This is a genomic window from Sporomusaceae bacterium ACPt, assembly GCA_041428575.1.
In the GTDB taxonomy this organism is placed as follows: domain Bacteria; phylum Bacillota; class Negativicutes; order Sporomusales; family Sporomusaceae; genus Sporomusa_D; species Sporomusa_D carbonis.
The window spans coordinates 3,087,509-3,110,624 of the sequence record CP155570.1 but is presented as its reverse complement, the minus strand read 5'-3'; the positions used below and the strand labels follow the sequence as shown (position 1 = coordinate 3,110,624).

27 protein-coding genes are annotated in these 23,116 nt (G+C 51.6%); 24 read left to right on the top strand and 3 right to left on the bottom strand.

Translation table 11 applies throughout. From position 1 onward, the window contains the following. Positions 1 to 45: 45 nt before the first annotated feature. The 5 genes from SCACP_RS16210 to SCACP_RS16190 all read left to right on the top strand — a co-directional run bounded on the left by SCACP_RS16210 (position 46) and on the right by SCACP_RS16190 (position 5,525). Complete coding sequence (locus SCACP_RS16210) at positions 46 to 1,407, top strand: phosphomannomutase (RefSeq protein ID WP_425058524.1); 1,362 nt, start codon at positions 46 to 48, stop codon at positions 1,405 to 1,407. Positions 1,408 to 1,673: 266 nt separating this feature from the next. Then, positions 1,674 to 2,597 carry a UTP--glucose-1-phosphate uridylyltransferase GalU gene (gene galU / locus SCACP_RS16205; RefSeq protein ID WP_425058523.1) on the top strand — a complete coding sequence of 308 codons (924 nt, stop codon included), beginning with the start codon at positions 1,674 to 1,676 and terminating at the stop codon, positions 2,595 to 2,597. A gap of 12 nt (positions 2,598 to 2,609) precedes the next feature. Next, positions 2,610 to 4,127 carry a glucose-6-phosphate isomerase gene (locus tag SCACP_RS16200; protein WP_425058522.1) on the top strand — a complete coding sequence of 506 codons (1,518 nt, stop codon included), beginning with the start codon at positions 2,610 to 2,612 and terminating at the stop codon, positions 4,125 to 4,127. Positions 4,128 to 4,302: 175 nt separating this feature from the next. Next, positions 4,303 to 4,974: a response regulator gene (locus tag SCACP_RS16195; protein WP_425058521.1), complete on the top strand. Its 672-nt coding sequence runs from the start codon at positions 4,303 to 4,305 to the stop codon at positions 4,972 to 4,974. Positions 4,975 to 5,042: 68 nt separating this feature from the next. Then, positions 5,043 to 5,525, top strand: a complete 483-nt coding sequence (locus SCACP_RS16190; protein ID WP_425058520.1) for a hypothetical protein — start codon at positions 5,043 to 5,045, stop codon at positions 5,523 to 5,525. Between the two features lie 5 nt (positions 5,526 to 5,530). On the opposite strand, the gene SCACP_RS16185 is transcribed toward SCACP_RS16190, so the two are convergent. After that, positions 5,531 to 6,121 (bottom strand): hypothetical protein, encoded by a 591-nt coding sequence (locus SCACP_RS16185; RefSeq protein ID WP_425058519.1) that lies wholly within the window; start codon positions 6,119 to 6,121, stop codon positions 5,531 to 5,533. A gap of 219 nt (positions 6,122 to 6,340) precedes the next feature. On the opposite strand from SCACP_RS16185, the gene SCACP_RS16180 reads away from it, so the two are divergent. From SCACP_RS16180 to SCACP_RS16160, 5 genes are all read left to right on the top strand, one after another. Next, complete coding sequence (locus tag SCACP_RS16180; protein WP_425058518.1) at positions 6,341 to 8,263, top strand: ABC-F family ATP-binding cassette domain-containing protein; 1,923 nt, start codon at positions 6,341 to 6,343, stop codon at positions 8,261 to 8,263. 159 nt (positions 8,264 to 8,422) lie between these two features. Further along, positions 8,423 to 9,022 (top strand): RNA polymerase sigma factor, encoded by a 600-nt coding sequence (locus tag SCACP_RS16175; protein WP_425058517.1) that lies wholly within the window; start codon positions 8,423 to 8,425, stop codon positions 9,020 to 9,022. A gap of 4 nt (positions 9,023 to 9,026) precedes the next feature. Then, positions 9,027 to 9,251, top strand: a complete 225-nt coding sequence (locus SCACP_RS16170; RefSeq protein WP_425058516.1) for a DUF1659 domain-containing protein — start codon at positions 9,027 to 9,029, stop codon at positions 9,249 to 9,251. A 214-nt stretch (positions 9,252 to 9,465) separates the two neighbouring features. Then, positions 9,466 to 9,678, top strand: a complete 213-nt coding sequence (locus SCACP_RS16165; protein ID WP_425058515.1) for a DUF2922 domain-containing protein — start codon at positions 9,466 to 9,468, stop codon at positions 9,676 to 9,678. Between the two features lie 14 nt (positions 9,679 to 9,692). Continuing rightward, positions 9,693 to 9,836: a YvrJ family protein gene (locus SCACP_RS16160; protein ID WP_425058514.1), complete on the top strand. Its 144-nt coding sequence runs from the start codon at positions 9,693 to 9,695 to the stop codon at positions 9,834 to 9,836. A gap of 70 nt (positions 9,837 to 9,906) precedes the next feature. Here SCACP_RS16160 and SCACP_RS16155 read toward each other — a convergent pair whose 3' ends face one another. Further along, positions 9,907 to 10,299, bottom strand: a complete 393-nt coding sequence (locus tag SCACP_RS16155) for a hypothetical protein (RefSeq protein WP_425058513.1) — start codon at positions 10,297 to 10,299, stop codon at positions 9,907 to 9,909. 365 nt (positions 10,300 to 10,664) lie between these two features. On the opposite strand from SCACP_RS16155, the gene SCACP_RS16150 reads away from it, so the two are divergent. Next, positions 10,665 to 12,824 (top strand): ATP-dependent RecD-like DNA helicase, encoded by a 2,160-nt coding sequence (locus SCACP_RS16150; RefSeq protein WP_425058512.1) that lies wholly within the window; start codon positions 10,665 to 10,667, stop codon positions 12,822 to 12,824. Further along, positions 12,818 to 13,486, top strand: a complete 669-nt coding sequence (locus SCACP_RS16145) for a ComF family protein (RefSeq protein WP_425058511.1) — start codon at positions 12,818 to 12,820, stop codon at positions 13,484 to 13,486. The genes SCACP_RS16150 and SCACP_RS16145 overlap by 7 nt, the downstream gene beginning before the upstream one ends. Here the strand turns inward: SCACP_RS16145 and SCACP_RS16140 are convergent. Then, a complete protein-coding gene (locus SCACP_RS16140; protein ID WP_425061427.1) occupies positions 13,467 to 14,063 on the bottom strand; it encodes an HD-GYP domain-containing protein in 597 nt (198 codons plus the stop codon). The genes SCACP_RS16145 and SCACP_RS16140 overlap by 20 nt on opposite strands. A 241-nt stretch (positions 14,064 to 14,304) precedes the next feature. On the opposite strand from SCACP_RS16140, the gene SCACP_RS16135 reads away from it, so the two are divergent. From SCACP_RS16135 to SCACP_RS16080, 12 genes are all read left to right on the top strand, one after another. After that, complete coding sequence (locus tag SCACP_RS16135) at positions 14,305 to 14,691, top strand: flagellar protein (RefSeq protein WP_425058510.1); 387 nt, start codon at positions 14,305 to 14,307, stop codon at positions 14,689 to 14,691. A gap of 148 nt (positions 14,692 to 14,839) precedes the next feature. Further along, on the top strand, positions 14,840 to 15,133 hold the full coding sequence (gene flgM / locus SCACP_RS16130; RefSeq protein WP_425058509.1) for a flagellar biosynthesis anti-sigma factor FlgM: 294 nt from the start codon (positions 14,840 to 14,842) through the stop codon (positions 15,131 to 15,133). A gap of 30 nt (positions 15,134 to 15,163) precedes the next feature. Beyond that, on the top strand, positions 15,164 to 15,652 hold the full coding sequence (locus SCACP_RS16125) for a flagellar protein FlgN (RefSeq protein ID WP_425061426.1): 489 nt from the start codon (positions 15,164 to 15,166) through the stop codon (positions 15,650 to 15,652). 31 nt (positions 15,653 to 15,683) lie between these two features. After that, positions 15,684 to 17,510 (top strand): flagellar hook-associated protein FlgK, encoded by a 1,827-nt coding sequence (gene flgK / locus SCACP_RS16120; RefSeq protein ID WP_425058508.1) that lies wholly within the window; start codon positions 15,684 to 15,686, stop codon positions 17,508 to 17,510. A 10-nt stretch (positions 17,511 to 17,520) separates the two neighbouring features. Further along, a complete protein-coding gene (gene flgL / locus SCACP_RS16115; RefSeq protein ID WP_425058507.1) occupies positions 17,521 to 18,423 on the top strand; it encodes a flagellar hook-associated protein FlgL in 903 nt (300 codons plus the stop codon). 271 nt (positions 18,424 to 18,694) lie between these two features. Next, on the top strand, positions 18,695 to 19,255 hold the full coding sequence (locus SCACP_RS16110) for a DUF6470 family protein (RefSeq protein ID WP_425058506.1): 561 nt from the start codon (positions 18,695 to 18,697) through the stop codon (positions 19,253 to 19,255). 170 nt (positions 19,256 to 19,425) lie between these two features. After that, positions 19,426 to 19,887, top strand: a complete 462-nt coding sequence (gene fliW, locus SCACP_RS16105; protein ID WP_425058505.1) for a flagellar assembly protein FliW — start codon at positions 19,426 to 19,428, stop codon at positions 19,885 to 19,887. Position 19,888: 1 nt separating this feature from the next. After that, the gene (gene csrA / locus SCACP_RS16100) at positions 19,889 to 20,122 is read left to right on the top strand and encodes a carbon storage regulator CsrA (protein ID WP_425058504.1); all 234 of its coding nucleotides are present in this window, start codon (positions 19,889 to 19,891) and stop codon (positions 20,120 to 20,122) included. A 155-nt stretch (positions 20,123 to 20,277) separates the two neighbouring features. Beyond that, positions 20,278 to 20,655, top strand: a complete 378-nt coding sequence (locus tag SCACP_RS16095; RefSeq protein ID WP_425058503.1) for a flagellar protein FlaG — start codon at positions 20,278 to 20,280, stop codon at positions 20,653 to 20,655. Positions 20,656 to 20,676: 21 nt separating this feature from the next. After that, positions 20,677 to 22,146 carry a flagellar filament capping protein FliD gene (fliD, locus tag SCACP_RS16090; RefSeq protein WP_425058502.1) on the top strand — a complete coding sequence of 490 codons (1,470 nt, stop codon included), beginning with the start codon at positions 20,677 to 20,679 and terminating at the stop codon, positions 22,144 to 22,146. A 39-nt stretch (positions 22,147 to 22,185) separates the two neighbouring features. Next, positions 22,186 to 22,578 (top strand): flagellar export chaperone FliS, encoded by a 393-nt coding sequence (gene fliS, locus SCACP_RS16085; protein ID WP_425058501.1) that lies wholly within the window; start codon positions 22,186 to 22,188, stop codon positions 22,576 to 22,578. Further along, positions 22,578 to 22,931 (top strand): hypothetical protein, encoded by a 354-nt coding sequence (locus tag SCACP_RS16080; protein ID WP_425058500.1) that lies wholly within the window; start codon positions 22,578 to 22,580, stop codon positions 22,929 to 22,931. Before fliS ends, SCACP_RS16080 begins: the two co-directional genes overlap by 1 nt. Positions 22,932 to 23,116: the final 185 nt, after the last annotated feature.

The window sequence follows — 23,116 nt, the reverse complement described above, 5'->3', positions numbered from 1 at the left end:
GCCGCGCTGCGCTCGCAATGACAATAGGGTTGAGGTGTTGAGGATATGGAAATTAAGCGTAATGCCTTTAAGGCCTATGACATCCGGGGGAAGGTCCCGGAAGAACTGAATGAGGAAATGGCCTACCGGATTGGGCGGGCTTATGTTGATATATTTCAGGCGAAAAAGGTAGCTGTCGGCCATGATATCAGACTGTCCGGGCCGGCTTTCCGCGATGCCTTGGTCCGGGGTCTGACTGAGGCGGGATGCGATGTAGCCGATATCGGGATGTGCGGCACCGAGCAGATTTACTTTACTACCGCGCATTTACAACTGGACGGCGGCATTATGATTACCGCCAGCCATAATCCTAAGGACTATAACGGGATGAAGCTGGTGCGGCAGGAGTCGCGGCCCATTAGCGGGGACAGCGGGTTAAAAGATGTGGAAGAAAAGGTTGTCACCGGTACGTTTCCGCCGGTGACTGATGTGGTCCCTGGCCAAGTTACCCATGTAGATATTATGAAGGACTATGTTGCACATTTGCTGACCTATGTGGACCCGGCGGCCCTTAAGCCGCTAAAAGTGGTGGTCAACGCCGGTAATGGCGCTGCCGGTCCCGTCATTGACGCTTTAGAGCCGTTTTTGCCGTTTAAGTTTGTTAAAATCAATCATACCCCTGACGGGAGCTTCCCCAACGGTGTGCCCAACCCGCTGCTAGTGGAAAACCGCGAGGCTACCGCCAAAGTGGTGCGTGAGACGGGGGCTGATGTCGGTATTGCCTGGGACGGTGATTTTGACCGCTGCTTCTTGTTTGATGAAAAAGGTGATTTTATCGAGGGGTATTTCCTGGTTGGCTTTTTAGCCCAGGCCTTCTTGCGGCGTTATCCGGGCGCTAAGATTCTCTACGATCCGCGCCTGACCTGGAATACCATTGAAGTGGTTGAGAAGGCCGGCGGCATTCCGGTGTTGTCGAAAAGCGGCCATGCTTTTATGAAAGAACGGATGCGGCAGGAAGGGGCCGTCTATGGGGGAGAAATGTCCGCCCACCATTACTTTAAAGACTTTTTTTACTGTGACAGCGGGATGATTCCCTGGCTGCTGGTACTGGAAATCATGGGCCGGGAAGGCCGGCCTCTGTCTGAACTTATGAGCGAACGGACAGCCTGCTATCCGGTCAGCGGTGAGATTAACAGCACGGTGGCTGATGCCGCTGCCGTCTTCCGGCGGATTGAAGAAAAATATCTTCCGGGAGCCGTCAGGGTGGAACGGGTTGACGGGCTGAGTGTGGAATATGAAAACTGGCGCTTCAATGTGCGGACTTCAAACACCGAGCCGGTATTGCGCCTGAATGTTGAATCAAAGTGCGATGTTCAGTTAATGAAGCAGAAAACGGCTGAATTGTTGGCCGTTATTAGGGCCCAATAGTCGGCGATAATCCAGGTCTTGTGCTGAGATTGCCACGCTGCGATGCCGCAATGCCTAACTAAGCACGATTCAATGACTTACTACTTCGAATATGGTCTCATAGGCAGCGGTGCTCGCAATGACCGGAAGGAATGCCGTTTCACTATCGTCATTGCGAACGCTAGTGAAGCAATCTCGTTTATTCTTAGTGGCGCTGCTTGAGCAGCATGCGCATCTCGCAACGGCGGGGAGGTATTTTACTAAATTCATGTTAGAAAGGATATGCTATGAATAAGACAAAAAAAACAATACGAAAAGCCGTAATACCGGCTGCCGGCCTGGGTACCCGTTTTTTGCCGGCGACCAAGGCGCAGCCGAAAGAAATGCTGCCGATTGTTGATAAACCGGCCATCCAATACATCGTTGAAGAGGCCATTCAATCCGGGGTTGAAGAGATCCTCATCATTACCGGCCGGAATAAGCGGGCGATCGAAGACCATTTTGACCGGGCGGTTGAGCTGGAACTTACGCTCAAAGCCCAGGGAAAATATGATCTCTTGGGGCTTGTGGAAGAATTGTCCCAGGTTACCATTCACTATGTCCGCCAGAAAGAGGCGAAGGGCCTGGGGCATGCCGTGCTTTGCGCCAAACAGTTTGTGGGTAACGAGCCCTTTGCCGTGCTGTTGGGCGACGACATTATCGACTCGTCGGTACCTTGTCTTAAGCAACTGATGGACGCCTATGACGACTGTCAGGGCAGCATTCTCGGGGTTCAGGAAGTTCCCCGGGACAGGGTTTCCAGCTATGGTATCGTCAAGCCGGAACCGGTAAAAGATAACGTATGGAAAGCCGTTGACCTGGTGGAAAAGCCCTCAGTCGAAGAAGCGCCGTCGCAGCTTGCCGTATTGGGCCGGTACATTATTGAGCCCGAGATTTTTTATCTGCTGGAAGACACACCGCCGGGCCGGGGCGGTGAAATCCAACTGACCGATGCGCTGCGCCGCCTGGCGGCTTTTAAACCTGTCTATGCTTACAACTTCGACGGCCGGCGCTATGATATCGGGGACAAACAGGGGTATCTTGAGGCCACCATTGAGTTTGCCTTGAAACGCCCTGATCTGCGCGACAAGTTTTTGCGTTATCTGATCAATACTGTTGGACCGCTGGTCAAACACCACGCGGCCGGAATTACCGAAAGTCAAAATAGCTGAAGGAGTGAGCCAATGCCAGACAATCATACTGCCCTTACTCTGGCCTCAGGGTTTGTATTCGACTATACCAACCTGCTGGGTGAAGGGTTGGTCACCACTGACGATATTGCAAACTTGCTCGGGCGGCTCAAAGCGGCCCACCAGGCTGTCGCGCATATGCGGGCGACCGGGGAAGTGCGCGGTCATTTGTCCAAAGACGGGAAGCCGGAAAAGGTACTGTTTACTGAGCTGCCGTATGTTGCCGAGGGAAATTTAAACAGCCCGGCGTCGATCGCCCGGCTGAAAGAATTCGGCAATTCGCTGAAAAATCATGTGGATGCTGTTGTGTCTTTCGGTATTGGCGGCTCGTATCTGGGCAATAAAGTGTTGTTTGACGTTCATTGCGGTGAGTTTTGGAATACCAAGTCCAGCGCCGAACGGCAGGGATATCCCAAATTATATTTCAGCGGCAATAACATTGACCCGCGCCGTACGACCGAGCTTATTGAACATATTAAGTATGAAGCTCATATTAAGGCCTTGCACGCGGGGGAACGAGATTGCCACGCCGACGCTCGCAATGACGTGAGGAACGGGGCAGGCGTTTACCGGGTCATGCTGATTGTTATTTCCAAATCAGGGGCGACGCTGGATACTATGTCTGCCTTTATGGTGGTGTATCAGGCGCTGAAAGCCATGGAGCCGCAGCTTGAGGTCCGGGTGGTGGCGGTGACTGACCCGGCTGCCGGCGCCAATGAGACACTGCTCCATAAACTGGCGGCTCAGGAAGGCTGGCCGATGTTTAGTGTGCCGGACGGCGTAGGTGGCCGGTTTAGCGTGTTTTCGGAAGTCGGCCTGGTGACAGCTGCCTGCATCGGTTTTGATATTGACGCCTTTTTAGCCGGAGCGCGGGCTATGGATGAGGCTTGCCAGACTGACGATGTCTGGCGCAATCCGGCCATGCTCAATGCTGCCTTGAAATACCTGGCTGCCGAAAACTACGGGCGGGATATAGAGGTATTCATGCCGTACGCCGATTATCTTAAGTCAGTGGCCGAATGGTATATTCAGCTGCTGGCCGAGTCGCTGGGCAAGCGCACCGACCGGTCCGGGCGGGAAGTTTATTATGGCCGCACGCCGATAGTGGCTGTCGGGACAACCGATATGCATGCCCAAACCCAGCAGCACCAGGACGGCAAAAAAGACAAAGTTGTCCAGTTTGTCAAAGTGGCCAAATGGGCGAACGACCCGGTAATACCCGATGTCTTCCCGTCTGCTGCCAAGCTGTCGGAAATAGCCGCCTTGCCTCTCAGCCGGGCGTTTGATGCCGCCCGGCAGGCTAACGCCGCCGCCCTTAAGAGTGATGGCCGGTTTAATGCTACTTTTGTGTTGCCGGAGCTGAATGCTTATCATTTGGGTGAACTCTTGTACCTGCTGGCGCTGTCGGTGGCGTATGAAGGCGAACTGGCCGATGTCGATGCGTTTGACCAGCCGGGCGTGGAAGCTTATAAGCGGCTGCTGGGGCCGATGCTCAAGAAGCTGAAGGAGTAGGGATAAATAAGACTAAAGTCCTGCATGCGTGTAGGACTTTAGTCTTATGTTTATTATTGGCAAGAGTGATGATGCAGGAAAATCACAACTGAAGGCGAATGTCTTAACGTAACATCTAGTCATAGAAGTGTTATCGTAAACGATTTATGCATCGCCAGCAGGAGGTGAGCGTTTTTTGCCGATTAAACTCTTAATTGCCGATGATCATGCGCTGTTAAGGCAAGGGATCAAAAATGTGCTGTCATTGGAACCGGATTTTCTGGTAATTGGTGAGGCGGCTGACGGAGAAGAGACCATTAAACAGGTCGAAAGCCTTAAGCCTGATATAATTTTACTTGATGTCAACATGCCGCGCCTCAACGGCTTGGAGGTCACCCGGCGGCTCAAGGCTGCTGACGCCAATGTAAAAGTTATCATCCTTACCATCCATGATGACGAAGGGTATGTGCTGGAAGTCATCAAAGCCGGTGCGGTGGGGTATCTGCTGAAAGATATCGAACCAGGTATGTTGGTTAAAGCCATTCGTACCGTTTTTGAGGGGCAGTCGTTCATTTATCCGACGTTGGCGCAGCGCTTGTTTGGCGAAATTTCCCGCCAGGCGGAGAAAAAGCATGAGACGGCGGCCATGCTCGAACGCCGCAAGGAAGAACGGTTGACATACCGAGAGGTTGAAGTGTTGCAGCTTATCGGTCAGGGGATGAGTAATCAGGAGATTGCGCAAAAACTTTATCTGAGTGAAAAAACGGTGAAGAATCATCTTACTAATATTTTCCGTAAGATTAATGTTGTTGATCGTACTCAGGCTGTACTTTATGCAATAAAGCACAAAATTGTGGTTTTGGAATAATTTCATTAACTCAATACAGTACTGCCGCATATACTATCCTATCCCAACGGTAAAGGGGGTAGGATGGTTTGTTTTTGTCATACTCGGCAAGTGTCATTATTGTATCACTGGCGCTGTACGGATTGTGGTATTTGATTAAAGATGTCTGGAACTGGTTTATTTCTCTGGAATTTGTGCGGCTGCCTGACGCCAGTTTTGTCATTCTGGTCCGCAACATTGAATATGAAGTTGAAGACTTGATGCGGTATTTGCTAAGAGAGATGGAAAGCGGCGGTCATGAGTACGATGCCATTGTCGTAGACTGCGGCTCGGAAGATTTGACTCCCGTCATTTTAACCCGGCTGGCTGATGAGTTTCATGCGTTAACTGTCATTAAAGGAGGGCAGGCCGTGAGGCCGGTGGCTGAGGCGCTGCCGTTGTGCCGGGGGGCCGTGGTGTATGTGCTTGATTTGACCGGCCGTCTTAAAACCGAGCAATTCATGGCGGTGGTAGCTTCACTTTTGCGGCAAAATCAGCGGGTAGTGTCTGTCCGGACTAAGGCTGAAGGGTGAGCTCATCATTGGCGCAGCTTCATAGACAAGATATCGTTAAAAATATCGACTAACTTGGCTGCCAGTGTTAACAGTTCAGGCTCATAGCCGGGGAAAGACTCGCGAAAAGCCCCGGCAGTTACCGGCTGAATGGCCGGTGCGGCGGTGGCTGCCAGGCGGGCCAGGGTTAACTGGCGGTTGACGGTGGCGGCGGTCCACAGTACGGGAATTTCGGTCTTACCGGCTAACTGGACGGTTGCCTGGTAAGGCTTATTTTTGTTGCTGCATACCGTTGTGACGGCGTGGAAGTTGACATAGCCGGTGGTGACGTCGCCGGCCACCCGGGGTTGACGGACTTTTACCGGTACGAGGATAAGCCCGGGCGCCAGCGGCAGCGGCTCCAGAATAGCCCGCTGAGTGGCCGCCCGGGTTTTGGTTTTAAGCGCCGCAAGGTCAACAGCCCCGCATTGCGCCAACCGGCGGATCACGGCGCGGATACGGGACTTAAGTATTGTTGCGTTGCCGTCATTTGAAAATATTACAGTGCTGTCGCCACAAGCGCTGTACCGCGGCACAATGGCGGCGATCCGCGCCGGCGCAGGTAGGGATTGCGTCATGGCACTACCTCCTAACTCTACGAACACATGTTCTATATTAATACCTATATTAACAGAAAAGTAAGTTATTGACAAGGGGGCGGGGTCAGGGGGCGGGGTCAGGCCTTGCATTATTGCGTTAATGCAAGGCCTGGGGAATGGGGTGGGATTTGTCAGTTATACTTGTGTATAGCCGCGTTAATCGGTACAATAGTAATGATTTTATTTTTGAGGTGGCCAATGAGTTTATTAGAGGTTCGCGGCCTGAGCAAGGCCTATGGCATACAAAATATTTTTAACGACGTGAGTTTTCAAATCAGGCGCGGCGACAAGGTGGGGCTGATCGGGCCTAACGGTGCGGGCAAGACGACGCTGGTGCGTTGTCTGCTGGGGCTGGAAAGGCCGGACAGCGGCCAGGTGGCGCTGGCTCCCGGCCAGCGGGTCGGTTATGTCGAGCAGGATACCGGGTTGGGTGACCGTACGCTGTATGATGAACTGGTGAGCGCCTATGGCGATGTGCTGGGGTGGCAGGCCGACATGCGCCGCCTGGAAGCCGCCATTGCCGCTGAACAAGACCCGGGCAGGCTGGACAAGCTGATGAAAGACTACGCCCAGGCTGTCGAACGTTTTGAACGGGGCGGCGGCTATGAGTATGAGAACACGGTCCGCCGGGTGGCGTTTGGCTTGGGCTTTACGGCCGACGACCTGACGCGCCGGACCCGTGAGTTTTCCGGCGGGCAAAAGACCCGGATTTGCCTGGCGCGGGCTCTCATTCGCCAGCCTGACTTTTTATTTTTGGATGAGCCGACCAACCATCTGGACCTGGGAATGGTGGAGTGGCTGGAAGAATTTTTGCAGGGGTATTCCGGGGCTGTGCTGGTGATATCCCATGACCGCTATTTTCTTGACTCGGTAGCCGGACGGATACTGGCGATGGAAAACGGCAGTATTGCCGAATATACCGGCAACTACAGCGAATACTTGGAGAAAAAGACCGAGAAACTGGCTGCCCGGGAAAAAGCCTATGCCAAGCAGCAGGCCTTTATTGCCAAGACTGAGGCGTACATTGACCGCTACCGCGCCGGGATTAAGTCCAAGCAGGCGCGCGGGCGGCAGAGCCAGTTAAACCGGCTGGTGCGTCTCAGCCGTCCGGAAGATGTAAGCGGTTTTGACTTTTTCGCGTTTAATCCCCCGGCCGAATGCGCCGAGCGGGTGGCTGAGCTGGATGAAGTGGCGGCAGGTTATGGCGCCAAGACGGTGCTGAACGGCGTGTCACTGCTGGTCCGGCGCGGCGACGGGGTAGCGCTGGTTGGCCCTAACGGCGCCGGCAAGACGACGTTGTTGAAGCTGTTGACCGGTGACCTTGCGCCTGATAGCGGCAAGGTCAAACTGGGCAGCCGGGTGCGGCCGGGGTATTTTGCCCAGGAGCATGAGACACTGACTGATACCAACAGTGTGCTTGATGAGATTATGCGGGAGTTCGCCTTTAGCGAGGAACGGGCGCGGCATTATCTCGGGGCGTTTTTATTCAAGGGCGACGATGTGTACAAGCTGGTGGGCGGCCTCTCAGGCGGTGAGAAAGCGCGGCTGGCGCTGTTAAAGCTTATGTTGACCGGGGCGAATTTTCTCATCCTGGACGAGCCGACCAACCACCTGGACATTTCGGCGCGGGAAGCCGTGGAAGAAGCCATCATGAATTTTCCCGGGACTTTTTTAACCGTGTCGCATGACCGCTATTTTCTTGATAAAGTGGCCAACCGGGTTGTTGAGCTTGACGGCGGGCAACTGACTGAGTATGCCGGGAACTACAGCTACTACCGGGATAAAAAGGCGGCGCTGGCCAAAGCGGCAGCCCAGGCGGCCAGCCAGGCCGCCGCGGTGGAAAAGAAACCGGCAGCCAAGCAGGGCAATGCTGCTCAAGGCCAGGCCGGCAGCGGCAAGGGGGCAGGCTGGCGCAAGCCTGATACCGCCCGGCAAGCCAAGAGGCTGGAAGAAGAGATTGCCATGCTGGAACATGAATTGGCCGGTCTTGAAGCCCGGCTGAACGACCCGGCCAGCCACGCCGATGCGGCGCTCAGCCGGGGACTGGCCGATGAGTACGCGGCCAAGCAAGCTGAGCTTGATGAAAAATATACGGCCTGGCTGGAGTTGACAGGCGAATAGAGTAAACGGACGCTTGTAAGGCGTCCGTTTTCGTTTAGCCGGTGTGGCTGAGGTGAAGACCCGGGCTCAGCCGGCTTTTGTTTTTAGTCCAATGGCAGTGCTATTGTATAGGCAAGCGCTAATTTCGAGGGACCGGTTCCTCGCCGACAGGTGAGGATCATGAGTTTGGAACAACTGGTTATGAAAGCTCAGGCCGGAAGCGGCGGCGAGGCGGCGTTTGCCGAGATATGCCGGCGGTTCACCGGGTTGGTGACAAAGTATGCCAACAGGCCGCATCTGGCAGGAATCAGGGACGAAGCGGCCGCTGAAGGCTGGCTGGCGGTGGCGGCTGCTGTACGGACATATGATCAGGCCATGGGCGTGAGGTTTGCCGGGTATGTCGAGAGCCGGGTCAAGTATGCTGTGTGGAATTTATTCAAACGGGAACGGCGGCGCTGGCAGCAGGAAACGTCTTTGGACGCGGGCGGGAGCGGCGATGATGACAATGAGACGCCCAATCTTATGGCTGCGCTGGCGGCGGCCGGCGATGTTGCCGGAGAGGTTGACGCCAAGTTTACGGCCGGCGCTGTCAGACAGGCGGTGGCCCTGCTGCCTGATAAGCAGCGGCTGGCTGTCAGGACGCTGCTGGACGAGGCGCGGCTTAACGATGTTGCGGCCGAGCTCGGGGTCTCGCCCCAGGCGGTATATAATTTGCGGCGGCGGGGATTGGCCCGTTTAAAAAAGGAGTTGGCCGGAATGTATGAGAGTGTAAGGGGGTGAGAGCATGGCTGTAGTAAAAGTGCCGCAAAGCGGCAAAGTGGTTCTCAAAGTGCAGACCGGTGTAAGCGCGACCGGCAGCCCGGTGTACCGGCTCCGGACTTTCGCCAACATCAGGCCGGGGGCGGCTGACAGCGACGTGTTCGCTGTAGCCGGCGGGCTGGCCGGCCTGCAGCAGCACACGCTGGTGGACGTTGTCCGTCAGGACGTGAGCAATCTCGTTAACGAGTAAAGTAATGCCCCGGGGGAAAAGCGAGATTGCTTCGCTACGATGCCGTAATGCCTAACCAAGCACTAGTCAAAGACTTACTGCTTCGAATATGGCCTCATAGGCAACGGTGCTCGCAATGACGGGGAGGAGGCCCAAGCTGCCCTGTCATCGCGAGGAGGTACGACGTGGCGATCTCCGTCCCTGGCGGCAATTTAGCGGAAAGGAGGAGTGACACATGACCAAGACACTGGAAATGGTGTTCCGCACCACGGCAGGCAACCAGGTCAGCATCAGCGTGCCTGATCCTAAGGGAGATCTGACTTTGGCGCAAGCGCAGGCTGTTATGCAGGACATTATCGACAAAAATGTCTTTGACATCAAAGGCAACGCGCTGGCCGAAAAGGTGGAAGCCCGCATCCGCAGCCGCGATACTGTGGCCCTGGTTTAATGGAGGAATAGCTTATGGAACAATTGCTCGGCTACGCCTCAAGCTACGGCTTTCCGATGGCAGTCTCGGTCTATCTGCTGGTACGCATGGAAAGACGCCTGGAAATTTTAGCAGCCAGCATTAATGATCTGGCCAAGATTATTGCCGAGAGGCTGTAGTTTTGCAACAACAAAGCCCTGTTTGCCGCTAAAACGGTAAGCAGGGCTTTGGTTTGTGGAAAGATACACTTTATGCCGGAATGCCGATTTTCTTTTTTAGAAGCGTAATTTCTGTTTCGTGCTGGAGGATTTTTGCCGAGAGAATGTTGATGCTGTCATTATGCATATCCAGCTGTTCGTCATGGCTGTCCTGGGTTTGCAGGGGTACCGACAGACTTTTTTGCATTTCGATGATATGGTTTTGGGTTACGTCGATCATGGATACTACGCCATCGAAGCTTTCGGTCATTTTGGCCTCAAGGCTGGCAAGTCCTTGGGTTATGCGGTTTTCAGCACTAACCATACCATATTTAAGAATATCAAAGTTTTGCTTGAGGGTGTTTAGCTCCTGGCGCATTTCGCTCATTTCCTGCTTGATGCCCCGGACTTCGCCTAAAATCTCTCTTAGCAGTTCCTCGTTCACATTAAATCCTCCTCAAGGTCCTTTGTGCTTGTTACCCTACCGGATTAGATAAACAAGCGTTGCGGCAATATACGCGGTTGAGGATAAAACTACCACCTGGAAAACATAATTACTGATACGGGAGGGGCGCATAATGGCGCGGTTATGAAAGTAATGATAGGTGTACATGTGTTCTTTCACGGTTAGACGCCTCGCAATTTGTAAATTACTGTAACAATTACAATATTCATGTTAAAAGTACTACATTTTTGGTAAAAATCCTGCCAGTTTCATGAAAAAAATATGCAGGACTTTACGGCAGCGGTTGCGAATAAAAGAACAGGAACTTATGTTTGGATTTATGCTGAAAATCAGGAGTTGTATCAGTGGACAACAAACTGGAAGGTATTGTTGAAAATATAACATTTCAAAGCGGTGACGGCAGTTTTACCGTATTTCGCCTGAAACCTGGCAATGAGGGCGCCGCGGTCGCTGTTACCGGCAGTTTTCCCGCGCCGCTGGTGGGTGAACAGGTGGTTCTGACCGGCGAGTGGGTCGAGCATGCCCGCTACGGGCGGCAGTTTAAGGCGTCAAGCTGCCGCCGGATTGCGCCTGCCACCGAGCAGGGGATCGAACGGTTTCTGGCGTCAGGGGCGGTCAAAGGCATTGGCCCGGCCATGGCGGCCCGTCTGGTCAAGCATTTTGGCGCCAGGACGCTGGAGATTATCGAGTTATCCCCCCGCCGGCTGGCTGAGGTCGAAGGGATTGGCAGCAAAAAGGCCGAACAAATTCATCAGGCTTATGCCGAGCAGGCCGAGCTTAAAGAAGTCATGCTGTTTTTGGAAATGCATGGTGTGACCGGGGCCTATGCCGCCCGGATTTTTGCCCGCTATGGCTCGGATTCCATTGCCGTGCTGGAGGCAGATCCCTACCGGCTGGCTGAGGAAGTAAAAGGGATTGGGTTCCGGATTGCCGATCAGATTGCCATGGCGCTGGGGTTTGACCGTGAGCACCCGTCCCGGTTGGCTGCCGGGGTGCAGTTTGCGCTTCTGCAAACCGGCCAAGCCGGTCATTGCTGTGTGCCCGAGGCGGCGCTGACTGAAGAATCGGCCAAACTGCTTAATGTCGATCAGGCCGATATTGCCCGGGTGGTTAGCGAGCAAATCAGGCAGGGCAAACTCTGTTCCGAGGATTTTCACGGCCTGACCTTAGTATATCCGCGCTACCTGTACCGGGCAGAAAAGCTGGTGGCCGAGCGCCTCTTGCAGCTTAAAGACCAGGCTAAGCCTGTTGACGGCGTAGACCATGCGGCGCTGGTCGACGAATGGGAAATGACAGCCCGGGTCACGCTGGCCGGCGCCCAGCGGCAGGCGCTCGCCGCGGCCCTGACGCACGGCGTGCTGGTATTGACAGGCGGGCCGGGCACCGGTAAGACGACTACCGTCAGGGGCATTCTCAACCTGCTGGAACAGCAGGGCTTCAAAATCGTTCTGGGCGCGCCGACCGGACGGGCGGCTAAGCGGCTGAGTGAGACCACCGGGCGGGAGGCCATGACCATTCACCGGTTGCTTGAGGCCGGGGGCGGAATGGACGATGAGCCGCTGTTTGCCCGGGACGAGCATAACCCGCTTGACGCTGATGTTGTTATTGTTGATGAGACGTCCATGATGGACATGCTGTTAATGAGTTATTTTCTGCAGGCTGTGCCGGACGGCTGCCGGGTGGTGCTGGTCGGTGACGTTGACCAATTGCCTGCTGTCGGACCGGGGTCGGTGCTCAAGGATATTATCCGTTCCGGTGTCATTCCGGTAGTGCGGCTGACCGAGGTTTTCCGCCAGGCCGGGGAGAGCATGATTGTCCTCAACGCCCACCGTATCAACCGGGGGCGTATGCCTGAATGCGGCAGCCCGGATTTTCAGTTCCGCGAGATTGCCGACAGTGAGGCGGTGGCGCGGGCCATTGTCGACTTGTGCCAAAACGAACTGGCGCAAGAAGGGTTTGACATCTGGCGGGAAGTCCAGGTGCTGTCGCCCATGCACCGTCAGCCGTGCGGCGTTGAGAACCTCAATAAGCTGCTCCAGGCGGCGCTCAATCCGCCGGTCGACGGCAAGGATTTTATCCAGGGCATTAACCAGGTGCTGCGGGAAGGCGATAAAGTCATGCAAATCCGCAATAACTATAGCAAAAAGGTTTTTAACGGCGATATCGGCTATATTATCGCCATTGCCGACGGCAAAGTGCTGGTGCGGTATCCGGAGGACGATGTCGTATACGAAAAAGGCGAGCATGACGAGCTGACCCTGGCCTATGCCATGAGTGTCCACAAGAGCCAGGGCAGCGAGTATCCGGTGGTTGTTATGCCGCTTACGCCAGGCCATCATATTATGCTGCAGCGCAATCTTTTGTATACTGCGGTTACCAGGGCCAAAGAGCGGGTTATCCTGCTGGGCGCGCGGGCGGCGCTTAATACGGCCGTCATGAGTGACCGGACGCGCCGGCGCTATTCGCTCCTGGCCGAGCGTTTGCGGGGCGAAGACTTATGCTGACAGACTGGCTTGAGGCCGTCATTTCCCTGATTTTTCCCCGGCGCTGCCCGGCCTGCCGCCAATGGGCCGGCAGCCGGGGCTGGTGTCAGGCGTGCATTGCCAGGATTGCCAAAGCCAGGCAGGTGGCGCCGGCGGTTCACAACCTTGCCTGGCTGGATGAGTGCCTGGCAGCGGCCGAATATACCGGCGCTGTCCGGAATTTGATCCGCGACATGAAATTCCGCCGTCAAACCCGTCATGCCGGCCGGCTTGGCTCACTGCTTGATGTTGCCTTGGCGCGTGGACGGTACCGGGACATACAGGCCGTCGTGCCTGTGCCGCTCAACCGTGAACGGTTCAAGGAACGCGGTTTCAACCAAACGGCCGTCATTTTTAAACCCTGGGCGGCGCGCCAGGGGTTTGTCTGGCTGGAAGCGCTCGAGCGGACCAGGCCGACACTGCCGCAGTGGGAGCTCAGTTTAAACGAGCGCCGGAAAAACATAAAGGGCGCGTTTGCCGTAACGCGCCCTGAGCTGGTGCAAGGGAAAAGTATTTTGCTGGTGGATGACATTTTTACCAGCGGGATAACCATGGATGAGTGCGCCCGGGCGCTGAAGCAGGCCGGGGCGGTGACGGTCAAAGGGCTGGCGCTGGCGGCCGGGGCTACCCCAGCGCATCAATAAAGGCCCGGACAACTTCGGGGTCAAAGGCCATGCCGGACAAGCTTAATAGCTCACGTACCGCTTCGTCCTTGGTCTTAACCCAGTTCTGGGTGCAAGGGTTGATAAACCGGTCATAGTAGTTGGCCACCGCTATAATGCGTGCTCCCAGCGGGATATTCACGCCTTTCAACCGTTTGGGATAACCTGTGCCGTCAAACCGTTCGTGGTGGTAGCGGATATAGGGAATAAGCTCCTGGCAGGACGGAATATTTTCCAGCATGCAGCTGCCCGCGTTGCAGTGACTTTTGTAGACACTCATTTCGCGGGTAGACAGATACGGCACCTTGGACAGCACCTGATTGGGCACGGTAATGTGACCGACGTCGTGTAAAAGCGCCGCCACGCGGATACGCTCAATTTCTTCCCGGGGCAGGCGCATTTTGGCAGCAACACTCACCGCATAATTGGCTACCTGATGGCTGTGTAAATAAAGTTTGGCGTTTTTCAGTTGAATAAGCTGCATAAAATTCGCAATTATGCCGTTAACTGTTTCAGTATCGCCGGCATAAGCTTCCGGGTCCTGCATGAGCGTTAGCATATCCACGACAAACTGCCTTTCTCAGAGATTCAAACATTCTCTGTAGATTTTTGGGAAGATATTTTGAAAATAAGATTAACACGTGCAAAATAAGCAATAATGTTAATTAGCCAAAAAACGTCATAATCCTGCTTGAACACAGAAAAAATGTCTATTATTTTTGAAATGAGTCTGAAGGCCTAGGACTTTGAGTGAAAATAATGATATAATAGCTGTTAACAAGGATAAAGGAGGCAGCGCTATGGGACTCGGCAATTGTCCGGAATGTGGTAAGCTTTATTTAGAAAATACCGCGTTGCTTTGCCCGGATTGTTACCGCAAACAGGAAGCGGATGCGGAAAAAGTAATAGAATATCTGAAAGATGTTGACAAGGCCACACTGGAGGAAATCCACCAGGCAACCGGGGTTAAGCATAAAATTATACTGCGGCTCATCCGCAGCGGCCGCATTATCGGCAACAGTATATCCTACCCATGCGAAAGCTGTGGCACACTTATTGATGAGGGGCGTCTGTGCGAAAAATGCAGTAAAAATATCCTGGACCAGCTTAAGCCGGATGAACGGCCTCCGGAACAGCAGCCGCTCACGAAAATCCGTTCCCGCATGTATGGAAGAGAACCGGATTAAAGACAGCGTTGATATTTTGAGTAAGGGTTTGATATAGCATGATAGAGGGCGGTAATTATCGCTGATTGTCTGTGGCGGGGATTAATAACCCCGTCATTTTTGACGATATTAATAGTAAGAATTCCCGAGTTGTGAGGTGCGTCGCGTCATGAATATCAAAAACATCCAAAATATTGCCAAAGTCTACGGTGAGCAAACCAAAACGGCAAAAATTTCCAAAAACCAAGGCGCAGGTTCGTCCCAGCGTCCCGACGAAGTCATTTTATCCAGTCAGGCCCAGGAATTGAGCCAGATTGTCCGGACCATTAAGGGTTTGCCTGACGTGCGGGACGATAAAGTACAAGATTTGTCTGAACGGATTGCCAGCGGCGAATACAAGGTTAACGCCAAAGAATTGGCCGAAAGGATTATTGCATATTCCAAGAACGAGCGTCTGTACTAGAAAATGGGGGGCTGTTAATTAGTGTTGACAATGTGGGATGAACTGATCATTCTCTTGAACCAGACCCTTGAAATATATCAAGCACTTCTAAAGCTTAGCCGGCAAAAGCGCGATATTTTGGCAGCGGCCAAACCTCAAGAACTTGATCTGCTGACTAAACAGGAAGAAGTCCTCATTATCGAAGCGGGTAAACTGGAACCATTGCGCATGACGCTTACAAGCGAGCTTGCCGCAATGCTGGGTTTAGCTCCGGGAGAAACCGCGCTGTCGGTACTTACTGAACGCGCCGACAACGAAACAGCGGAAAAACTAAAGTTGATTGGTGAAAAATTCGCTAAAGTTACCGGTGAACTGGCTGAACTCAATGAGCTCAATACCAAACTCATCCAGCAATCTTTGGACTTTATTAATTTTAGTATCAATCTCCTGAGTCAAAATACCGCCGGAACGACCTACGCGCCTAAAGGCCAGGCTGCACCCACCGGTCCTACCCGGTCAATTTTGGACACCAGGGCGTAATCTATGAGCGGCATCTAACGGAGGAAATGATATGAGTTCTACATTCGGCGGTTTAAATACAGTTGTCCGGGGTCTCTATGCCCAGCAATTGTCACTGGACACTGTCGGTCATAATATTGCCAACGCCGGCACCGACGGCTTCTCGCGGCAACGGGTAAATCTTGCCACTACCAGCCCAACAACCCTCTACGGCAGTAACGGTACTCTCCAGGTCGGTACCGGCGTAACTGTTCAGTCGGTTACCAGGGCCAGGGATACATTTATTGATCAGCAAATGTGGAAAGAAAGCTCGTCACTGGGCTATGGACAAGCAATACAAGATACCCTGGGAAAAATCGAAGGTGTTTTCAATGATTCCAGCGGGACAGGCATCCAATCAGTATTAAATGAATTTTGGAAGGCGTGGAACACCCTATCAACTAATGCGTCTGATAATGGCGCCCGTACGGCTCTGCGGGAGCGTGGCGTTGAACTGGCAGATGCCATTCAGCATGCTAACACCCAGCTGCGGGATATGGTAGCAGACATTAACAGCGTTATCGAAATTAAGGTAGATAAAATAAACCAGATAACTTTGGAAATACTGTCCTTGAACAAGCAGATTACCTCCATAGAAACCGGTAAAACCGATAATGCCAACGACCTGCGAGACAGGCGCGATTATCTTGTTGACCAGTTGTCCGGCCTGATGAATATCAGGGTCAATGAAGACCAGGCCGGCAACTACATTATTCAGACCTCAAATACATTATTGGTCAGTGGTACCAGTGTCAATAAGCTTGCGACCAAGTCCCGCCTTGATCCGGACTATAACTATGAAGTTGTGGATGTTGTTGATTCAGCGAGCGGAGTGGTTATTAATTTTACCGGCGGTGAGGTTAAGGGACTCATTGAATCCCGGGATTCTGTTGACTCCGGGGCAAAGGGGTATTTGAATAAACTGGCGTCCATGAGCCAGTTTCTGTTGCAGGAATTTAACGCTGTCCAACGCGACGGGTTCGGCACAGATGGTTCGACCAACTATAACTTTTTCGGCATTAGCGGCAACAGCAGCTATACCGACTATAACAATGCGGCCAACTATAACTACCTTTTCGGGACAGACAGCCCGAAAAGCTATCAATGGATAGCCAATTTAAAGGTTAATGATGATCTGTTCGACCCGGCTGCCGGTACAGCCAAAATTGCCGCCAAGACCATGGTGGGCAGTCCGGTGGTTGACCAGAGCCGGCCGGCAGGCGGCAAGGCCGTCATTGGCGGGGATTACACCGGTATTACGCCGCCGGTTGACTATCAAGTAAAAATAACTGCCGTTGCTGACGGAGTCGTAACAGGTGTTCAATATTCGACAGACGGCGGATCAACCTGGACCGCAGCTGCCACGGCCTACACACCGGTAGCAGGGCCGCAAAAATTCTATTTGGGCGGAATGCCTAACGGGATAACCATTCAGATTGCCGCTAATTCCGCCAATACTACCGGTGATACCTATACTTTCACTATTCCCAAGGATCCGCAGGGCAATGCCGCCGGCGACAACGCCATAAACCTGGCTAACAGATTAAAGGTCGATACTTCGGCTACCATCGGCAATTCTTCCCTGGATACTTTCTATTCGTCGTTTATCGGCGCTCTCGGCGTCCAGTCGGAAAACGCCAAACGCCTGACCGACAACCAGTCCACATTGGTAAACCAAATTACTAATTGGCGTGAGTCGGTAGCAGGCGTCAATATGGACGAAGAAATGACCAATATGATCAGATTCCAAAAAGGATATAACGCCGCCGCCAGGGTTTTGACGACAATGGACGAAATGCTTGACAAACTTATCAACGGTACCGGCGTTGTGGGGAGGTAACTGAGCCAGTATGCGTGTTACGAATAACATGATAACGTATAATTTTTTGACAAGCTTAAATAAATCACTGCAGCGCCAGAACGAAATCCAGGAACAACTGTCAGATGGCAAACAGATCCACCGGCCCTCCGACGACCCCGTCAGAGCTATCCGCAGCTTGCGCTTTAATACCAGCCTGATTGAGAATGAGCAATATACCCAGCATCTTAGCGATGCCATGTCCTGGATGGAAAATACCGACGGCGCCATAACTGATTTGAACTCAATCGCTACCCGGTTTAAAGAGCTGACGATCAGTGCCGACGGTACTAAGCCTGCTGAGGCTTATCAGGCTATTGCCGCTGAAATGGACGGCTTGATAAACCAGGCTATAAATATTGCCAATTCTAAGATGGGTGACCGTTATCTCTTTGCCGGTCAGCAGGATAAGACGCTGCCGTTTGTTCGAGTCGGTGATACAGTAACCTATAACGGTGACAATAATAAAATATCCATGCTAATAAAACCTGGCACAACAACGCCGGCGCAGGACAGCGTAAATCTGACCGGCATCGATATATTCGGGCCTAATAACGAGATGCTGCAGCATATGATTGACATTAAAAATCAGCTGCAATCCGGTACTCCTGATCTTGACGCTGTTTTAAATACCGGTTTGGCTAATCTGGAAGCTGATCATGATAAGCTGCTGCAAGCCCAGACTCAGCTTGGCGCCCGTATGGCTTCTTATGAGTTGGCTCAAACTCAGTTGGAAAATGCTAATGTTATCATTACCGGTGACGTTGCTGCTAACGAAGACCTTGATATTCCCAAGGCCATAATCGACTTTAAAACCAGTGAAACCGTCTATAAAAATGCTCTGTCAGTAGGAGCCCGCATTATGCCGCCTTCACTTGTTGACTTTTTGAAGTAACAAGCTGCCAGCCGGTCATTGCGAGATAGACCATGTGCCTTTCAGGCGCACCGATAAGAATGAACAGGAAGATTGCTTCACTGCGTTCGCAATGACGATAGAGGACCAGTATTCTTTCCGGTCATTGCGAGCACCGTTGCCTATGAGACCATATTCGAAGCAGTAAGTCATTGAATAGAATAGTGCTTGGTTAGGCATTACGGCATCGCAGCGTGGCAATCTCGGCCTTTTTGACAGTAACAGGTGGTTGATTCCAAGGGGGGGGACAACTTTGATCAGACTTAATATTTCCCAGCAATATGCAAAAATTGAAATGACCACCGAGCGTCCCTTTCTTGGGATAAAAACCACCCCGCCTAAACTTAATATTGAAACTCAGGCGGCAAAACTTGAAATTCGCCAGCCGCGGGGTGAACTTGAAATTGACAATACCCCGTTCCGTGCTTCCTACGGGTTAAAAGACCACGGCGAATTCCTGCGCGACTGTGCCGAACTGGGGCGGCAAACTGCGCTTGATACTGTGGCACGGATTGCTCAGGAAGGCGACCGTATGGCAGCCATCGAAACAGGAGAGGACGCTATTGTCAACATGGCCGCCGAATCCAATTACCCTCCGGCGCCCGAAATTACCTGGGCTCATCTGGAAAAGCCCATTATCCGCTATACTGCCCACCCGCCCCGGTTTACTCCTGTCGAAGGTCATATAACCACTCATCTGGAGTGGGGCACAGTCGACTTTGACTACCGGCCGGGCCGGGTAAATATACGCATGGCCCAATACCCCAGCATTAAGATGTGGACAACAGGCAGCGCCGTAGATATGACAGCTTAGTGCAAAAAAATGTTGTTACATTGTCATAAATTGGGTATAATAAAAGTACGCACAGTATCACCTCCGGTATTCGGTTATTGGGCAGAGCTTGTACCTCTGCCCAATATTCATTATACCGTAATTTTTTTCCATTTTCGGTAATCAATATTGAATTTTTTAGGAGGATAACCATGCTTATCCGTTCAACACGATTTGGTAATATAGAAATTGCCGATAACGATATTATCCGTTTTCCTCACGGGCTCCCCGGATTTTCCGAGGAAAAAGCCTTTGCTTTTCTTCCTTATCAGCCTGATAGTCCCTTTGCTTTTCTCCAATCGGCAACAGATCCTGATTTAACTTTTGTTATCGTTGAGCCTTTTGCCTTCTTTAAGGATTACACTTTCAGGTTGGACGAGGAATTTGTCGCAGAACTCGGACTGTCTGACGACAATCCGCCCCGCATATTTAATATTGTCCGTATCCCGGAAAAGGCTGAGGAAATGACTGCCAACCTTCTCGCGCCCATTATCGTTAACTGGAAAACCCGTACTGCCATACAGATTGTATTGGAAAAGTCGCCATACACTGTTCGTCACCGCCTCTTCCCGCATGGACTGCCGGCTGACCGTCCGGCCAAGGGGGGGGAATAACATGCTTGCTCTTACCCGTAAAAGCGGCGAACGCATCGTTATCGGGGATAATATCGTTTTGACAGTGGTAGATATAAAAGGCGACAGCGTGCGTTTAGGCATTGAAGCCCCAAAAGAAGTCAAGATTTACCGGGGCGAAATCTATGATTCAATCGTGGCTGAGAACAGGCAGTCGGCCAGTCCGGTCGATTTGACTAAAATGGACATATTAAAGGGTATCAAGGCTCCTAAATAGGACGCGCGGCGTCCTATTATTTTCTTCCGTCATTACGGCATCGTAGCGTGGCAATCTCATACTTTTTTTGCAAAGCTCTTAAAGATTTTGCCATTCTCATCGATATTATACATAGAGAATTATACATAGAGAACTAGCAGACTGAGGTGGTTAGCATGGAAATAACTACAGGGAAACTTTTGGATGTTGCTGTAACCTATCCTCCGGGCAGAACGGCAGGCAGCGCCCAAGCGCAACAGGCCAAAACTGAAGCAGGTGCCAGGCCTGAAGATAGCACTACTAACGCCAACACCAAAGAAGAAGATATTAACAAAGATAAACTTTCCGAAGTAACAGATGAGCTTAATAAGTTTATGCAAATTATTAATGCTGACCTGCGGTTTGCAATGCATGAAAAAACTCAAAGGCTCATGGTGCAGGTGGTTGACACGAAAGAACAAAAAGTTTTAAAAGAATTTCCGCCGCATGAACTGCTTGATACCATTGCAAAGATTAGAGATTTTGTAGGAGTTCTGCTGGATAAAAAAGTTTAGCGTTACACGGGAGGGATACAAATGGCAATACGTACATATGGTCTGAGCGGATCAGGCATCGATGTCGATCAAATGGTTAAAGACTTAATGAAAGCGCAGCGGACACGTTATGACAGCCTGGTACAGAAAAAAACGCAGCTGGAGTGGAAAAAGGCTGACTATAACACAATGTATACCGCTGTCAGCGATTTTCGCAATACTGTATTTAATTATAAGATGAGCAGCACTGTTTCACCCAAACAAGCGGAATCAGCTGATGAAACCATTGTTAAAGCTACCGCCACAGCCGATGCGGCAAATATTAGCCATACCATTAATGTTACGCAATTGGCTGAAGGGGTGAAACTGACCAGCAGTGCCGCCATTACCACCGGTTCCGGCAAAGATACGCTGGCTAATCAGTTTACCGGCCTGACCGGCACTTTTACCATCAAAATAACCAATGGTTCCGCATCTAAAGCGATATCTGTTGATACAAGCAAAAGCATCTACGAGCTAGTCAGTGATATTAATAATGCCGGCATTAATGTTAAAGCAACCTACGACGCTACTCTTGACCGCTTTTTTTTATCAACTACCAATACCGGTTCTGCGGCAACCATTGATTTTAGCGGTAGCGATGCCGCTGGGATGGATTTTTTAACAAATAATCTCAAGCTTGATACGACAACCCAGCAGGGAAAAGACGCCAAATTCAAACTGGACAATGTTGACTTAACCCAGGCTACCAACAACTTCACGATTTCCGGCGTTACTTATAACCTTAAAAATATCGGAACCACCACTGTTGCCGTTTCGCCTGACAATGACAAAGTCATAGCCAATGTTAAAGCTTTTGTCGAGGCTTACAACAACATCTTAGGCAAAATTAACGGCAAACTCAGTGAAGAACGTTACAAGGATTATTTACCTCTGACTGATGACCAGAAGAAGGAAATGAGCGAGTCGGAAATTAAAGCATGGGAGGACAAGGCCAAAAGCGGCATGCTGCGCCGTGATCCCATTTTGCAGGATGCAGTTAGCGCAATGCGCAGCAATATTTCCAACCCTGTTTCCGGCCTGACCGGTAAATATACCAGCCTTTCATCTATTGGCATCACCACCGGCGACTATTCCGAGAACGGCAAGCTGTACCTTGATGAAACCAAGCTCAAAACAGCGCTCGAAGAGGATCCCGATATAGTAAACAAGCTGTTTGCCACTGCCGGCGATACCAGCAGCAAACAAGGGGTAGCTGTCCGGTTATACGATACCTTGAAGACAGCTATGGACAAAATTACTACTGAAGCCGGTTATTCAGCCAGCACCAGCGATGATACCAAGAGCACGCTGGCCCAATTAATTACAGACTATGAAAAACAAATGACTACTCTTAATGACCGGCTCAATGATATGGAAGACGCCTATTATAAAAAATTTGACGCCATGGAAGTAGCATTAAGCAAGCTCAATCAACAAAGCAGTTGGCTGAGTCAACAGTTGGGCAACTAACGAGACATAATGGCCAAGTAAATTTAAGGAGGACTACTTATGAATGCTGCCAATATGGCCAGCGCCTATAAAAGTCAGCAGATTATGACGGCTTCGCCTGAGGAACTGACCCTGATGCTATACAATGGGGCAATCCGGTTTATCGCTGAAAGTATGCAGGCTATCGACCAGGGCAATATGGAAAAAGCCCATAAGGCCAATATGCGGGCCCAGGAAATTGTACGTGAGTTTATGGCCACTTTGGACATGCAGTATGAAATATCCCAGGGTTATTATAAACTCTATGACTATATTGAATACCGGCTGATCCAGGCCAATATAAAAAAAGATAAGGATCAACTTGAAGAAGCCAAAAATATGTTGCAGGAGCTCCGCGATACCTGGGCGCAGGCCATGAAAATAGCGCGGGCGCAACGCGCGGTTGCCCGGTGATGGCAATTATGTCAGAACAGCCCCGGTCAGCCCGCCGGCTTTGGCAGGATTATGCCTTTTTGACCAGGGAAATGGGCAAAATGCTGCTGAAACAAGACTTGGACTTATTTTTAGAGCTCATGGACCAGCGGGAAAGAATACAGGCCAGCCTTGACGCCTTGCCAGAGGATGATTTTAAAGCATCTCCGGAAGGCCGGGAATTGTTAACAACGATTAGTCAGCATAATAAAACAATCGCCGCTGCCTTGCAGCGCCTGTACAACAACACCAAGCACCGCCAACAGGTAGCGCGCGCCTACGACAGCCTGGGCACAGGCGGATACGTAGGCATTCGCATGGACCGCCAAAGTTAGACATAAAGCAAAAGCATTGTAGTGGGATACCGGGCACAGTTGCCCGGTTTTTTGTTTCATGTGCGAAATACACTCCTATCTCTCGTTCTCAGCCCCTTCACAGTCATTGCGAACGTAGGGAAGCAATCTCACCTTTTTTTATAACTAGGCGAAAATTCAAGAAATATCGAGATTTATTGATAGAG

What these genes read in the sequence shown, in the direction of transcription:
- SCACP_RS16210 (WP_425058524.1), top strand. Translation starts at nt 46, where the DNA reads ATGGAAATTAAGCGTAATGCCTTTAAGGCCTATGACATCCGGGGGAAG.
- galU (WP_425058523.1), top strand. Translation starts at nt 1,674, where the DNA reads ATGAATAAGACAAAAAAAACAATACGAAAAGCCGTAATACCGGCTGCC.
- SCACP_RS16200 (WP_425058522.1), top strand. Translation starts at nt 2,610, where the DNA reads ATGCCAGACAATCATACTGCCCTTACTCTGGCCTCAGGGTTTGTATTC.
- SCACP_RS16185 (WP_425058519.1), bottom strand. Translation starts at nt 6,121, where the DNA reads ATGACGCAATCCCTACCTGCGCCGGCGCGGATCGCCGCCATTGTGCCG.
- SCACP_RS16180 (WP_425058518.1), top strand. Translation starts at nt 6,341, where the DNA reads ATGAGTTTATTAGAGGTTCGCGGCCTGAGCAAGGCCTATGGCATACAA.
- SCACP_RS16175 (WP_425058517.1), top strand. Translation starts at nt 8,423, where the DNA reads ATGAGTTTGGAACAACTGGTTATGAAAGCTCAGGCCGGAAGCGGCGGC.
- SCACP_RS16170 (WP_425058516.1), top strand. Translation starts at nt 9,027, where the DNA reads ATGGCTGTAGTAAAAGTGCCGCAAAGCGGCAAAGTGGTTCTCAAAGTG.
- SCACP_RS16165 (WP_425058515.1), top strand. Translation starts at nt 9,466, where the DNA reads ATGACCAAGACACTGGAAATGGTGTTCCGCACCACGGCAGGCAACCAG.
- SCACP_RS16160 (WP_425058514.1), top strand. Translation starts at nt 9,693, where the DNA reads ATGGAACAATTGCTCGGCTACGCCTCAAGCTACGGCTTTCCGATGGCA.
- SCACP_RS16145 (WP_425058511.1), top strand. Translation starts at nt 12,818, where the DNA reads ATGCTGACAGACTGGCTTGAGGCCGTCATTTCCCTGATTTTTCCCCGG.
- SCACP_RS16140 (WP_425061427.1), bottom strand. Translation starts at nt 14,063, where the DNA reads ATGCTAACGCTCATGCAGGACCCGGAAGCTTATGCCGGCGATACTGAA.
- SCACP_RS16135 (WP_425058510.1), top strand. Translation starts at nt 14,305, where the DNA reads ATGGGACTCGGCAATTGTCCGGAATGTGGTAAGCTTTATTTAGAAAAT.
- flgM (WP_425058509.1), top strand. Translation starts at nt 14,840, where the DNA reads ATGAATATCAAAAACATCCAAAATATTGCCAAAGTCTACGGTGAGCAA.
- SCACP_RS16125 (WP_425061426.1), top strand. Translation starts at nt 15,164, where the DNA reads ATGTGGGATGAACTGATCATTCTCTTGAACCAGACCCTTGAAATATAT.
- flgK (WP_425058508.1), top strand. Translation starts at nt 15,684, where the DNA reads ATGAGTTCTACATTCGGCGGTTTAAATACAGTTGTCCGGGGTCTCTAT.
- flgL (WP_425058507.1), top strand. Translation starts at nt 17,521, where the DNA reads ATGCGTGTTACGAATAACATGATAACGTATAATTTTTTGACAAGCTTA.
- fliW (WP_425058505.1), top strand. Translation starts at nt 19,426, where the DNA reads ATGCTTATCCGTTCAACACGATTTGGTAATATAGAAATTGCCGATAAC.
- csrA (WP_425058504.1), top strand. Translation starts at nt 19,889, where the DNA reads ATGCTTGCTCTTACCCGTAAAAGCGGCGAACGCATCGTTATCGGGGAT.
- SCACP_RS16095 (WP_425058503.1), top strand. Translation starts at nt 20,278, where the DNA reads ATGGAAATAACTACAGGGAAACTTTTGGATGTTGCTGTAACCTATCCT.
- fliD (WP_425058502.1), top strand. Translation starts at nt 20,677, where the DNA reads ATGGCAATACGTACATATGGTCTGAGCGGATCAGGCATCGATGTCGAT.
- fliS (WP_425058501.1), top strand. Translation starts at nt 22,186, where the DNA reads ATGAATGCTGCCAATATGGCCAGCGCCTATAAAAGTCAGCAGATTATG.
- SCACP_RS16080 (WP_425058500.1), top strand. Translation starts at nt 22,578, where the DNA reads ATGGCAATTATGTCAGAACAGCCCCGGTCAGCCCGCCGGCTTTGGCAG.